Annotated in this window: 9 protein-coding genes; 4 read left to right on the forward strand and 5 right to left on the reverse strand. The window is 61.8% G+C overall.

What is annotated here, in order from left to right; genetic code table 11:
* Positions 1-6 precede the first annotated feature (6 nt).
* From BM160_RS07320 to mfd, 3 genes are read right to left on the reverse strand one after another with little or no spacing between them, the layout of a single operon-like run.
* The gene (locus tag BM160_RS07320) at positions 7-1848 is read right to left on the reverse strand and encodes an ABC transporter ATP-binding protein (protein ID WP_092002820.1); all 1842 of its coding nucleotides are present in this window, start codon (positions 1846-1848) and stop codon (positions 7-9) included.
* 20 nt (positions 1849-1868) lie between these two features.
* Entirely contained in the window at positions 1869-2579 is a 711-nt protein-coding gene (serB, locus tag BM160_RS07325; protein WP_092002823.1) for a phosphoserine phosphatase SerB, read from the reverse strand.
* Entirely contained in the window at positions 2576-6061 is a 3486-nt protein-coding gene (gene mfd / locus BM160_RS07330) for a transcription-repair coupling factor (RefSeq protein WP_092002826.1), read from the reverse strand. Before mfd ends, serB begins: the two co-directional genes overlap by 4 nt.
* Positions 6062-6091: 30 nt before the next feature.
* On the opposite strand from mfd, the gene ispD reads away from it, so the two are divergent.
* Together ispD and ispF are read left to right on the forward strand one after the other, a co-directional pair.
* On the forward strand, positions 6092-6817 hold the full coding sequence (gene ispD / locus BM160_RS07335) for a 2-C-methyl-D-erythritol 4-phosphate cytidylyltransferase (RefSeq protein ID WP_369821758.1): 726 nt from the start codon (positions 6092-6094) through the stop codon (positions 6815-6817).
* Positions 6818-6859: 42 nt separating this feature from the next.
* Positions 6860-7351 (forward strand): 2-C-methyl-D-erythritol 2,4-cyclodiphosphate synthase, encoded by a 492-nt coding sequence (ispF, locus tag BM160_RS07340; protein WP_092002829.1) that lies wholly within the window; start codon positions 6860-6862, stop codon positions 7349-7351.
* 120 nt (positions 7352-7471) lie between these two features.
* Here ispF and BM160_RS07345 read toward each other — a convergent pair whose 3' ends face one another.
* Positions 7472-8848, reverse strand: coding sequence for a sensor histidine kinase (locus BM160_RS07345; RefSeq protein ID WP_092002832.1), 1377 nt, complete (start codon positions 8846-8848; stop codon positions 7472-7474).
* Positions 8849-8955: 107 nt separating this feature from the next.
* Entirely contained in the window at positions 8956-9693 is a 738-nt protein-coding gene (gene ompR, locus BM160_RS07350) for an osmolarity response regulator transcription factor OmpR (protein ID WP_092002835.1), read from the reverse strand.
* Between the two features lie 250 nt (positions 9694-9943).
* Here ompR and BM160_RS07355 point away from each other — a divergent pair, with 250 nt between their 5' ends.
* Positions 9944-11548 carry a DUF1800 domain-containing protein gene (locus tag BM160_RS07355; RefSeq protein WP_092002838.1) on the forward strand — a complete coding sequence of 535 codons (1605 nt, stop codon included), beginning with the start codon at positions 9944-9946 and terminating at the stop codon, positions 11546-11548.
* An 11-nt stretch (positions 11549-11559) separates the two neighbouring features.
* On the forward strand, positions 11560-12756 hold the full coding sequence (locus tag BM160_RS07360; protein WP_092002841.1) for a DUF1501 domain-containing protein: 1197 nt from the start codon (positions 11560-11562) through the stop codon (positions 12754-12756).
* Positions 12757-12788: the final 32 nt, after the last annotated feature.

Consider the following 12788-nt stretch of genomic DNA (forward strand, 5'->3'; position numbering starts at 1 on the left):
GCGCCCTTATTCCTCGATCTGGTCGGGTAGGAAACCGCCGCTCTGGTGGGCCCAAAGCCGCGCGTATACACCGCCGTGGGCCAGCAAGCTGCGGTGATCGCCTTCTTCCACGATGCGCCCCTGGTCCAGCACGATCAGGCGGTCCATGGCCGCGATGGTGGACAGCCGGTGCGCAATGGCAATCACGGTCTTGCCTTTCATCAGCGTGTTCAGGCTGCTCTGGATCGCCACCTCCACCTCGGAGTCCAGGGCGCTGGTGGCCTCGTCCAGCAGCAAGATGGGTGCGTCTTTGAGCATCACGCGGGCAATCGCAATGCGCTGGCGCTGACCGCCAGAGAGCTTCACGCCGCGTTCGCCGACATGGGCGTCATAGCCCTGGCGGCCCTGCAGGTCGCTCAGACCGGCAATAAAGCCGTCGGCCTCGGCGCGTTCGGCGGCGAGCTGCATGTCCTCGTCGCTGGCGCCGGGCCGGCTGTAGGTGATGTTGTCGCGCACCGAGCGGTGCAGCAGCGAGGTGTCTTGCGTCACCATGCCAATATGGCTGCGCAGGCTGTCTTGCGTGACCTCGGCAATGTTCTGTCCGTCGATCAGAATCCGCCCGGCTTCCAGGTCGTGAAAGCGCAGCAACAGATTGACCAGCGTGGATTTTCCGGCACCCGAGCGGCCTATCAGGCCGATTTTTTCGCCGGGTTTGACCGTCAGATTGAGTCTGTCGATCACCGGTTTTCCCTGGCCGTAGCTGAAGCTCACGTCCTCAAAGCGCACTTCACCGTGCGGCACCTTGAGCGTGCTGGCCTGCGGCTTGTCTTCAATCACGCGGGGCCGGGACAGGGTGTTGATGCCGTCCTGCACCGTGCCCACGCTTTCGAACAGGCTGGTCATTTCCCACATGATCCAGTGCGACATGCCCTGCAGTCTGAGCGCCATGGCGGTGGCCGCAGCGACCGCGCCCAGGCCGACCTGGCCAAGCTGCCACAGCCACAGGGAGGTTCCGGCCATGCCCAGGATCAGGCCCATGCTCAGTGCATGGTTGACGATTTCAAATGAGCTGACCAGCCGCATCTGGCGATAGCCGGTGTTCATGAACTCCTGCATGGCCGAGCGGGCAAAAGCGGCTTCGCGGTGGGTGTGGGAAAACAGCTTGACGGTGGTGATGTTGGTATAGGCGTCGGTGATGCGGCCCGTCATCAGCGAGCGGGCATCGGCCTGCTGTTTGCCTATATGACCCAAGCGGGGCACGAAGAAAAAGAGCGAAGCCAGGTAGAGCGCCAGCCAGACCAGAAAGGGCAGAACCAGCTTGATGTCAAAGGCGCCCGCCAGCACCGTCATGGTGGCGATGTAAACCACCATGGCCACCAGCACGTCGGCCAGCACAAACAACGTATCACGCACCGCCAGGGCGGTCTGCATGACCTTGGTGGTCAGGCGTCCGGCAAACTCATCCTGGTAAAAAGCCATGCTCTGGCCCAGCATCAGGCGGTGAAAGTTCCAGCGCAAACGCATGGGAAAGTTGATGGCCAGGGTCTGGTGCTTGATGATGGTTTGAAAGGCCACCACCGCAATGCTGGCCACCACAATACCGGCCAGCACCTTAAGCGTGGTGCCCTGTTCAATCCACAGGCGCTCCGGTTGTGTGCGGCCCAGCCAGTCCACCACGCGTCCCAGCATGGCGAACAGCATGGCCTCGAAAGCGGCCAGCAGACCTGACAGCAGAGCCATCAGCAAAATGTAGCCGCGCGCCCCTCGGCTGCAGGCCCAGATAAAGGCGACAAAGCCCTTGGGTGGCAGTGCTGGCTCGGCGTCGGGGTAGGGGTGTAGCCGGGTTTCGAAGGTCTTGAATAAGGCCATGGGGGGCGTCACTCTTCGCCTCAGCGAAGCAGCTCCAGCAGGCGATCCAGCCCGCCCTGGTTGATGGCGACCATGGCTTGTTCGCGCACCTTGGGCTTGGCGTGATAGGCCACCGAGAGGCCGGCCACGCCCATCATGGGCAGGTCGTTGGCGCCGTCGCCCACGGCAATCGCCTGCAGTGGGTTGATGCCGAGTTGGCCGCAGGTCTGTAGCAGCATCTTGCGTTTTTCCTCGCCGTCGCAGATGTCACCCCAGGGCTGATCCACCAAGCGCCCGGTCAGCACGCCGTTCTCGATGTCCAGCACATTGGCGCGCAGGTAGTCTATGCCCAGCTCGTCACGCACGCGGTCGGCAAAAAAGGTGAAGCCGCCGCTGACCAGCAAGACCTTCATGCCAGCAGCCTTGCAGGCATGCACCAGCTCGGCCGCGCCCGGGTTGAGCTTGAGGCGCTCGTGATAGACCTGGTCCATGCTGGCCACGCTCACGCCCTTGAGCAGGGCCACGCGGCGGCGCAGGCTTTCCTTGAAATCCGCGATTTCACCGCGCATGGTGGCCTCTGTGATGGCCGCCACTTCGGCCTTGCGGCCGGCAGCATCGGCAATTTCGTCCACGCACTCGATGTTGATGAGGGTGGAGTCCATGTCAAAGGCGATCAGCTTGAAGTCGCCGAGTTTGAGGTCTGGCGTGGCGATGTTGGTGACAAGGCCGGGGGAGATTTCTGCAGCAGTCATGCGGGAGTCGTTTCTGTTTTGGGTTGTCCGAGCGAGCGCAGCACGTCGCGCACCATTTGCGCGCGGTCTTTGGGGTTTTCGAGTGCGCGCTCAATGCGCAGCTTGTCGTTGCCGGCCAGCTTGATGTGTTTGTTTTTCTGGATCAGGTGGATGATGGCCATCGAGTCTATGGGCGGGTCTTTCTTGAAGGTGATCGCGATGGCGCCAGGCGCGGCATCGACCTTGACCACCCCATAGGGCTTGGCAATTACGCGCAGGCGGTGCACGTCAATCAGCGTCTGCGCCTGGGCCGGCAGCTTGCCGAATCGGTCGACGATTTCTTCCAGTAGGGCGTCGATCTGGTCGGTCTTTTTGGCGGTGGCCAGCTTTTTGTAAAAGGACAGGCGCAAATGCACGTCGCCGCAGTAGTCGTTGGGCAAGAGCGCCGGAGCGTGCAGATTGATTTCGGTGGTCACGCTGAGGGGCGACAGCAGGTCGGGCTCGCGGCCGGCCTTGAGCGAGGCCACGGCCTCACCCAGCATCTCGTTATAGAGCTGAAAGCCGATCTCCAGCATGTTGCCGCTCTGGTTTTCGCCCAGCACCTCGCCGGTGCCGCGAATTTCCAGGTCATGCATGGCCAGGTAAAAGCCCGAACCCAGTTCCTCCATTTGCTGGATCGCGTCCAGGCGCTGGTTGGCCTGCTTGGTCAGGCCCTCTATGTCGGGCACCATCAGGTAGGCATAGGCTTGGTGGTGGCTGCGGCCGACGCGGCCGCGCAGCTGATGCAGCTGGGCCAGGCCGAACTTGTCGGCGCGGCTGATCAAGATGGTGTTGGCGCTGGGCACATCAATACCGGTTTCAATGATGGTTGAGCACAGCAAGATGTTGTAGCGCTGGGCCACGAAGTCCTTCATCACGCGTTCCAGCTCGCGCTCGGGCATCTGGCCGTGGGCCACGGCAATGCGCGCCTCGGGTAGCAGCTCTTCAAGCTTCTCGCGGCGGTTTTGTATGGTTTCGACTTCGTTGTGCAGAAAGTAAACCTGGCCGCCGCGCTTGAGCTCACGCAGTACGGCCTCGCGAATGACGCCGTTGTTTTCGCTGCGCACAAAGGTTTTGATGGCCAGGCGACGCTGCGGCGCGGTGGCAATCACGCTCAGGTCGCGCAGGCCTTCCAGCGCCATGCCCAGGGTGCGCGGAATCGGCGTGGCGGTCAGCGTGAGCACATCGACCTCGGCGCGCATGGCCTTCATGGCCTCCTTGTGGCGCACGCCGAAACGGTGTTCCTCGTCAATGATCAAGAGGCCCAGGCGCTCGAATTTCACGTCCTGGCTCAGCAGCTTGTGGGTGCCGACGACGATATCCACCGTGCCGTCGGCCAGGCCCTTGATGGCGGCGGTAATTTCCTTGCCCGACCTGAAGCGGCTCATCTCGGCGACCTTGACCGGCCACTTGGCGAAGCGGTCCACCAGCGTCTGGTAGTGCTGCTCGGCCAGCAAGGTGGTGGGCGCCAGCAGGGCCACCTGCTTGCCGCCCGTGATGGCGATGAAGGCGGCGCGCAGCGCGACTTCGGTTTTGCCAAAGCCGACGTCGCCGCAGACCAGCCGGTCCATGGGGCGCGGGCTGATCATGTCCTGGATCACGGCATGGATGGCGGCGCGCTGGTCGGGCGTTTCGTCAAAGCCGAAATCGTTGGCGAACACCTCATAGTCACCGGGAGAGTAACGGAAGGCGTGGCCTTCCCTGGCCGCACGGCGGGCGTAGATGTTGAGCAGCTCGGCGGCGGAGTCGCGGATTTGCTCGGCGGCCTTACGCTTGGCTTTTTCCCATTGGCCGCTGCCCAGCTTGTGCAAGGGCGCCTCTTCGGCGCTGACGCCGGTGTAGCGGCTGATATGGTGCAACTGGCTGACCGGCACATAAAGCGTGGCCTTGTCGGCATATTCCAGGTGCAAAAATTCCTGCAGTGCGGGTGATCCGTCGGGGTTTTTCTCACCCAGGTCCAGATTGATCAGGCCCCGATAGCGGCCAATCCCGTGGGCGCTGTGCACCACCGGATCACCGACGTTCAACTCGGAAAGATCCTTGATCAGCGCTTCCACATCGCTGACCTGTTCCTGCTTTTTATTGCGCCTTCGCGTGGTCATGCCGGCGGCAAACAGCTCGGTCTCGGTGACGAGATCGATGCTTTCTTCCAGCCAGCTGAAACCGGTATTGAGCGCCGCCGTGGCAATGCCCAGCTTTTCGTCGCTGCTCAGGAAATCTTCCAGCGAGTCAAAAGCCGGCGGGCTGACATGGCTGGCACGCAGGAAGTCCAGCAGGCTTTCGCGCCGGCCGGCACTTTCGGCCAGCACCAGCACGCGGTGGGCGGTATTGCGGGCATGCTCCTTGAAGCGCGCCAGCGGGTCTTCGGCGCCGCGCACCACGGCCATTTCGCCGAGTTTCTGGAACTGAGCGTTGTCGGCCACGTCTTCGACCGTGCCGCGCAGCGCCAGCTGGGCGTAGTCATTGGCGCGCGCGTAAAACTGTTCGCTGCTCAGGAACAGCGACTCGGGCGGCAGCGCCGGGCGGTCGGGGGCGTCCTTGACGAGGCGGTAGCGGTCCTTGGTGTCTTGCCAGAAGCGCTGAAAGGCTGGCTCCAGGTCGCCATGCAGCACTATCGTCGCGTTCTTGCCCAGATAGTCAAAGACCGTCGCCGTGTCTTCAAAGAAGAGCGGCAGGTAGTACTCGATGCCGGCGGTGGCGACACCATTGCCCATGTCCTTGTAGATGCGGCTTTTGGTCGGGTCACCGTCGAGCAGCTCGCGCCAGCGGTTGCGAAATTTGGCACGCGCGTCGTCGTCCATCGGAAATTCGCGGCCCGGCAGCAGCCGCACCTCGGGCACCGGGTAGAGGCTGCGCTGGCTGTCCGGGTCAAAGGTGCGGATGCTGTCGATCTCGTCGTCAAACAGGTCCACCCGAAACGGCACCAGCGAGCCCATGGGAAACAGGTCAATCAGGCCGCCGCGCACGGCATATTCGCCCGGGCTGACCACCTGCGAGACATGGCTGTAGCCGGCCAGCGTGAGTTGGGCCTTGAGCCGCGCCTCATCAAGCTTTTGCTTGACCTTGAACTCAAAGGTGTAGCCGGCCAGAAATGCCGGCGGCGCCAGCCGGTAGAGCGCGGTGGTGGCGGGAACGATGACCACGTCGGCACCGGTTTCCTTGTCGCGTTGCGAGATGCGCCACAGCGTGGCCAGGCGCTCACTGATCAAATCCTGGTGCGGCGAAAAGGTGTCGTAAGGCAGGGTTTCCCAGTCCGGGAACATCGCGCAACGCAGATCGGGCGCAAAAAATGCGATCTCTTCCATCAGGCGCTGGGCCGTGCTGGCGTCCGAGGTGACGATGGCGCTAAGTTTGCCGGCGGCTTTCTCGCGTTGCCCCAGGCGGGCCAGTAGCAATGCATCGGCGGAACCGACAGGCTGGGGCAGGGTGTAGCGCTTGCCGGTAACAAGTGAGGGAAGGTGCATCGGCCCGATTTTAGAATCTATGATGAAGCGATGATGACCAAGAGCGCCAATATCCGTTCCAATGACCGTTTTTTTGCCCTGATTCCCTGCGCCGGACAGGGTAGCCGTGCCGGCACCCGGCCCGATGGGCTGGCCAAGCAATACCAGCCAGTTGGCGGGCAAGCCATGGTGCTGCACACGCTGGCGGCTTTTGCTGCGCTGGAGCAGCTCTCACTGACGCTGGTGGTGGTGGCGCCTGGCGATGGTTTTTTTGATCAGTTGCCGGACAAGCCCTTCAGTGTGGCGGCCTGCGGCGGTGCCAACCGGGCCGACAGCGTGCGTAACGGGCTTGACGCGCTGCTCAAGGCCGGCGCCAGCGCCCAGGATTGGGTGTTGGTGCACGATGCCGCACGCTGCCTGATTACCCCGGCGCAGGTCCGCCAGCTCATGGCGGCCTGCGAGAACGACGAGGTGGGCGGCCTGCTGGCCCACAAACTGCCGGATACCTTGAAGAGCGAAACCGGCGGGCGCGTTGGCGGCACGGTTGACCGCAGCGACAAATGGCTGGCTCAGACGCCGCAGATGTTTCGCATCGGCATCCTGATGCAGGCACTGGCAGCGGCGGGCGCCGGCGTCACCGATGAGTCCAGTGCCATCGAGGCCCTGGGCCTAGCGCCCAAGCTGGTGGCCGGCAGCGCACAAAATTTCAAGGTGACTTACCCGGAAGACTTTGCGCTGGCCGAGGCGATTCTTCTGCACCGGCGTCAGCTGAGTTGATGCCGGCAACCCTTAATTTTTTTACACGCGAAAGCCCATGACATGAATTCTGTACCGCTCCCCCCATTTCGTATTGGCGAAGGCTGGGACACGCACGCACTGGTGCCTGGGCGCAAGCTCATTATTGGCGGCATCGAGATTCCCTTTGCGCTGGGCCTGCTCGGGCATTCGGATGCCGATGTCTTGCTTCACGCCATCACCGATGCCCTGCTGGGCGCGGCCGGGCTGGGGGATATCGGCTCCCATTTTCCCGATACCGATGCCCGCTTCAAGGGTGCAGACTCGATACTGCTGCTGACGGAGGTTGCTCGCCTGCTGGCCGAACGCGGCCTGCGCATTGGCAATGTTGACAGCACCGTGGTGGCTCAGGCCCCCAAGCTGGCGCCGCACATTCCCGCGATGCGTGCGCGTATCGCGCAGGCTCTGGGCCTTGAGGTGGGACGGGTCAATGTGAAGGCCAAGACAGCGGAGAAGCTGGGGCCGGTCGGGCAGGGCCTGAGCATGGAAGCCAGAGCCGTGGTGCTGCTGTTTTGATGCTATTATTTTAATAGCTGGCGGCGCTTTCCCTGATTGAGCTGGAGCCTCTTTTTCATCTGATTTACGGAAAGAGCCGGGTCAAAGCCGCAATGGCCGTGACCTTTTCCATCCAGCGCTTCAGCTTTTACGCAGCTTGATATGCGCGGCCAGTCCGCCTGAGGTCGTGTTGGACAGGCTGAACATGCCGCCCATGCGCTGAATCGTTTTGTCGACGATGGCCAGGCCCAGGCCTGCACCTGTGGCTTCGGTGCGGGCCGTATCGCCCCTGAAAAACGGGCTCGTGAGTTTGGACAAAATCGCTGGCGCCACGCCTTCGCCGTGATCGCGCACCTTGATCAGCACCCATTCGTCGCGGGTCTTGGCAACAATGTCCACCTGGGCGATGCCGTTTTCTGGTGTTTTACCGTAACGCCTGGCGTTTTCCAGCAAATTGGCAATGACGCGGGACAACTCGACTTCATCGGCCATGACTTCGATGTTTTCGGGAATGTTGACCGCCACATGCATGTCCTGATAGTCGGCCACGGCATACACCGCAGCATTGATCACGGCGTTGAGCGAGACCGGCTCCAGGCGCGCCGGCTCGGGTCTGGCGTAGTCGAGGAATTTGTCGATGATGGCGTCAAGCTGGGCAATATCGGCGGCCATGTGCAGGCGCGCATCGGGGTCGGCCACGCTCATCTCGGTTTCCAGGCGCAGGCGCGCCAGTGGCGTGCGCAAGTCGTGGGAAATGCCGGCCATCATGATGACGCGGTTTTGTTCGATTTTTGACAGCTGCTCGGCCATGCGGTTAAAGCCGATATTGACCTCGCGAATTTCACTGGTGGAAACTTTTTCGTCCAGCAAGCTGGCATCGAAGTCGCCGTCGCGCATGCGGCTGGCCGCAAATGAAAGTTGCTTTAGTGGCTGGTTGATCAGGCGCGCAATGACGGCTGCGCCGGTCAGGGATAAGGCCGCCGCGATGATGAGCCAGATCAGCCAGGTGCTGCCACGCGAGGGGCCTAGTCTGGACGGGTCAGTGAGCAGCCAATAGGAGTCGCCGTCAATGGCGAAGCCGACCCACAAGCCTTTGTTGCCATTGACCGAACCTGCGACCACCGTGTCATCGCCCAGTCTGGCCTTGAGTTCCTCGGCAATGCGCTCGCCGAACTCGTCGTTCTCATAGGGCTCGAATTTGTCTTTGGGCTCGCGGGGCGTGATGCGTACACGCTCTTCATCGGCCAGCGTCTTGATCAGCGAAACGCGTGCGATGGAGTCGGAGTAGCGAAGGGCGGCACGGCTCAGGTTGACCATGGAAGCCAGTTGCTGCGCACTTTGAATGGCACGCGGTTCGGATTCCAGTGCGCGAAAGGTTTGCAGCCAGGCGACGATGGAGCCAAATAGCAGCAAGGCCAGAAAAAAGAAAGTGCGCCAGAACAGGTTGATACCCCGGCGTGGCCGCATCTCCAGCGGTGCCGGCGCGGTTTCAAGTTGCGTCGTATGGGAATCTTGCATCGCAGAAGTGAGCCGGCCGTGGCGGCAAAGTAGTAAAAGTGCTTGGAGTGTGCGCTAGCCATGGACACCGGCAGTCGTCGGTGTCCATGGTGCGCGAACCCTCTATCTTAGTTGTTGCCGTCCGGCACAAACACGTAGCCAATACCCCAGACAGTCTGGATGTAGCGAGGCACGGCGGCGTCGGTCTCTATCAGCTTGCGCAGGCGCGAGACCTGCACGTCAAGGCTGCGGTCAAAGGGCTCGAACTCGCGTCCGCGTGCCAGTTGCGCCAGTTTTTCGCGCGACAGTGGCTGGCGCGGGTGGCGCACCAGGGTTTTCAGCATGGCGAACTCGCCCGTTGTCAGAGGTAATTCTTCGCCATTTTTGTGCAGCGTGCGCAGGCCCATGTCAAAGGAGAAGGGGCCGAAGGTAATCACTTCCTGGTCGCTGGAAGGCGCGCCCGGCACTTCGGCCGTGGGCCGGCGGCGCAGCACGGCGTGGATGCGGGCCAGCAATTCGCGTGGGTTGAAGGGCTTGGACAGATAGTCGTCGGCGCCGACTTCCAGTCCGACGATGCGATCCACATCTTCGCTTTTGGCGGTCAGCATGATGATGGGCGTGCGGTCGTTGGCGGCGCGTAGACGGCGGCAAATTGACAGGCCGTCCTCGCCGGGCATCATCAGGTCGAGCACGATCAGATCGACCGCGTCACGCAGCATGATGCGGTTCAGGGCCTTGCTGTCTTCCGCGAGGATGACTTCAAAGCCTTCTTGTGCCAGGTAGCGGCGCAACAAATCGCGAATGCGGGCGTCATCGTCAAGAATCAAAATCTTGTCGGGGCGGGCGGTGGATTGTGCTTGGGTCATAGTCGTCGGTTGATTTGTAACAGTGCCATTTTGAGCGCTGAAAACCAAATATGTCGCATTTTTCAGTCACTTTGACACACTGTTACAAACATTTCGTAAGAATGCAAGCGAATTACAAGCGGGATGTATGCGCTGCATCATCGCGATACGTTGCTATTTGAAAGTCAGCGTCTTGACCCCGCGACCTGGTTCGGTTCGGGCCTGGCGCGGTGCCGGTCGCCCTCGAAACGCCGCCACACGGAATGCATTTATGACGCCCCTCAAAATTATTGCTTCCTGCGCATGGCTGCTGGCCTCGGTGTGTAGCCAGGCGGCCGTCCCGGAGCAGTTTTCGGCGGATCAGGCCCGGTATTTTTTGACGCGTACCGGATTTTCGCCGGATCAGGCCGAGGTCGACGCCTTGACAGGACGACCAAGCCGGCAGGCAATTTCCGAGTTGATTCGTCAGGCGAAAGCGGCCAAGCCGGTTTATCCCGCGCCTACTTTTGTGGCGCAGCCGCCGCCAGTTCCTTACCGCTCGCTCAAGAGCAAAGAGGAGCAGCAAGCCTGGCGTCAGCAGCAGCTGCTTGAGGGGCTGGAGCTCAAGACCTGGTGGATGCGCGAGATGATCGCGTCGCCCACGCCGCTGCAAGAGCGCATGACACTGTTCTGGCATAACCACTTCGCCACCTCGCAACAAAAAGTCTATAACGCCCAGGCCATGTGGCGCCAGCAACTGCTGCTGCGGGCCGATGCGCTGGGCGATTTCCGCAGCTTGCTGCACGCCGTCGCCAAGAGTCCGGCCATGCTGGTTTATCTGGATGGCGCCAACAGCCGCAAGGAGTCGCCCAATGAAAATTTTGCGCGCGAGGTAATGGAGCTGTTCACCCTGGGCGAGGCGACTCAGGGCGGCCACTACACCGAGCAGGACATCCGTGAGGCGGCCAGAGCCTTCACCGGCTGGAGTGTGGATCGCGAAGACTTCAGTTTCAAATTCCGTCCCGTTTTTCATGATGGCGGCAACAAGACGGTGCTGGGCCACAGCGGCAATCTGGATGGCGACGCCGTGCTGGACATCTTGCTGGAGCAGCCTGAAGCGGCCCGCTTTATCGTTGGCAAGCTCTGGAAGGAATTCGTCTCGCCGCAGCCCGACAACGCGCAGATCGAGCGCATTGCCCAGCGTTTTCGTGCCAGCGGCTACGACATCGGCGTGGCCCTGAATGAGTTGCTGCTCAGCGATGCCTTCTGGGCCGACAGCAACCGCGGTAGCCTGATCAAGTCACCGGTCGATCTGGTGGTTGGCACCGTGCGGCAGTTTGACTTCAGCTATAGCGATGCCATGCCCTTTGTGCTGAAGGCGGCGCAACTCGGCCAGAACCTGCTGGTGCCGCCCAACGTCAAGGGCTGGCCCGGCCAGAACGACTGGATCAACGCCACCACTTTGCTGGAACGCAAACGTTTTACCGAGCAACTCTTTAGGGCTGTTGAGTTCAAAGGCCAGTCCGCTATGGCGCCGGGCGGCCGCACGGCTGACGAGGCCGTCACTTCGATGGCAACCATGCGTCCCTTGCGCCAAATGCAAGCCGAGTTTGCCGGCGGCCAGAGTGGCGCGGGCAGCAACCAGCAGGCGCTCAGGCTGCTGGGCCGTGAAGGCGTCATACGGGTGGCCCAAGGTCTGGCCACTATCAGCTTTGATCCCGAGCGCTGGCTGGCGCAATATGGTGGGGCCGCCGATCGCGAGCCATCCGATGAGCTAAAAGCTCGCCTGGCCCAGACACTGCTTGCGCTACCTGCTACGCAAACGATAGCAAGCGGAACGGTGGGGGTGGCTTATTTGCGCAATCTCACGCTAGACCCGGCTTACCAGCTCAAATAAGAAAGGCCGCCATGCAACGCCGACACTTCACCAGCCTGATTTCAAGCGCCACCGGCGCGGCGCTACTGGCCGCCCATGCGCCCGGTTGGGCCCAGGCGATGAGCCAGCGCGCGGCCTTGGCCGCCGACCGCATTCTGATTTTGGTGGAACTCAAGGGCGGCAATGATGGCTTGAACACCGTCGTGCCTTATGCCGACGCCAGCTATTACCAATTGCGCCCGGTCATAGGCATCAAGCCTGATGCGGTGATCAAACTCGATGCGCAAGCCGGCCTGCACCCGGCCTTGCAGGCGCTGCTGCCGCTGTGGGAACAAGGCGAGTTGGGCATTGTCCAGGGTGTTGGCTACCCGCAGCCCAATCTGTCGCATTTCCGCTCGATCGAGATCTGGGAGACCGGCTCCAAATCCAGCGAATATCTGCAAGAGGGCTGGGTGACGCGCGGCCTGAAGGCCGGCCTGGCGGGCAGCGCCAACTTCAGCACCGAAGGCGTGCTGATAGGCAGCAGCGAGTTTGGCGCGCTGGCGGGCGCCCGCGCCGTCAGCCTGAACAATCCCGAAGCCTTCGTCAACCAGTCACGCTTGGCCCACGGCATGGATCAGGCGCAGGCCAAAGGAAATGCGGCTTTGCAGTATGTGCTGCAGGTTGAAAACGACATCAACCAGGCGGCGCAGGGCTTGCGCGGCGAAAAATACAGCTTCCTCACGCCTTTTTCGCCGGGCGCTTTTGGCAATGGCGTGAAGGCTGCCGCCCAGGTGGTGGCCTCGCAAAAGGGCAAGGGCGGCGTGCCCGTCATCACGCTCACGCTGGGCAGTTTTGATACCCACCAAAACCAGCCGGGAACGCACGCCAATCTGCTCAAGCAACTGGCCGAGGGCCTGGCCGCGTTAAAGGGTGCACTGACCGAGTTGGGCGCCTGGGATCGTACCCTGGTGATGACTTTTTCCGAGTTTGGCCGGCGCCCGCGTCAGAACAACTCCAATGGCACGGACCACGGTACGGCGGCGCCTCACTTCGTGGCGGGCGGCGCCGTGCGCGGCGGGCTTTATGGCCAAGCACCAGACCTGAGCCGCCTGGACGGCACGCAAAATGTCAGCTACAGCACTGATTTTCGTCAGCTTTATGCTAGCGTGGCCAAAGACTGGTGGGGTGTGAAACCCGACACCGTGACAAGAGGGCACTTTGAGCCCCTCAAATTTCTGAAAACCTGAACCCCGTTTTTTCAACCGCTTTCTTTTGACTG

This window comes from Polaromonas sp. OV174 (assembly GCF_900112285.1).
Taxonomy (GTDB): domain Bacteria; phylum Pseudomonadota; class Gammaproteobacteria; order Burkholderiales; family Burkholderiaceae_C; genus Polaromonas.

Excerpts from the sequence above, each read along its gene's own strand:
- BM160_RS07320 (WP_092002820.1), bottom strand. The coding sequence starts at position 1,848 with ATGGCCTTATTCAAGACCTTCGAAACCCGGCTACACCCCTACCCCGAC.
- serB (WP_092002823.1), bottom strand. The coding sequence starts at position 2,579 with ATGACTGCTGCAGAAATCTCCCCCGGCCTTGTCACCAACATCGCCACG.
- mfd (WP_092002826.1), bottom strand. The coding sequence starts at position 6,061 with ATGCACCTTCCCTCACTTGTTACCGGCAAGCGCTACACCCTGCCCCAG.
- ispD (WP_369821758.1), top strand. The coding sequence starts at position 6,092 with ATGATGACCAAGAGCGCCAATATCCGTTCCAATGACCGTTTTTTTGCC.
- ispF (WP_092002829.1), top strand. The coding sequence starts at position 6,860 with ATGAATTCTGTACCGCTCCCCCCATTTCGTATTGGCGAAGGCTGGGAC.
- BM160_RS07345 (WP_092002832.1), bottom strand. The coding sequence starts at position 8,848 with ATGCAAGATTCCCATACGACGCAACTTGAAACCGCGCCGGCACCGCTG.
- ompR (WP_092002835.1), bottom strand. The coding sequence starts at position 9,693 with ATGACCCAAGCACAATCCACCGCCCGCCCCGACAAGATTTTGATTCTT.
- BM160_RS07355 (WP_092002838.1), top strand. The coding sequence starts at position 9,944 with ATGACGCCCCTCAAAATTATTGCTTCCTGCGCATGGCTGCTGGCCTCG.
- BM160_RS07360 (WP_092002841.1), top strand. The coding sequence starts at position 11,560 with ATGCAACGCCGACACTTCACCAGCCTGATTTCAAGCGCCACCGGCGCG.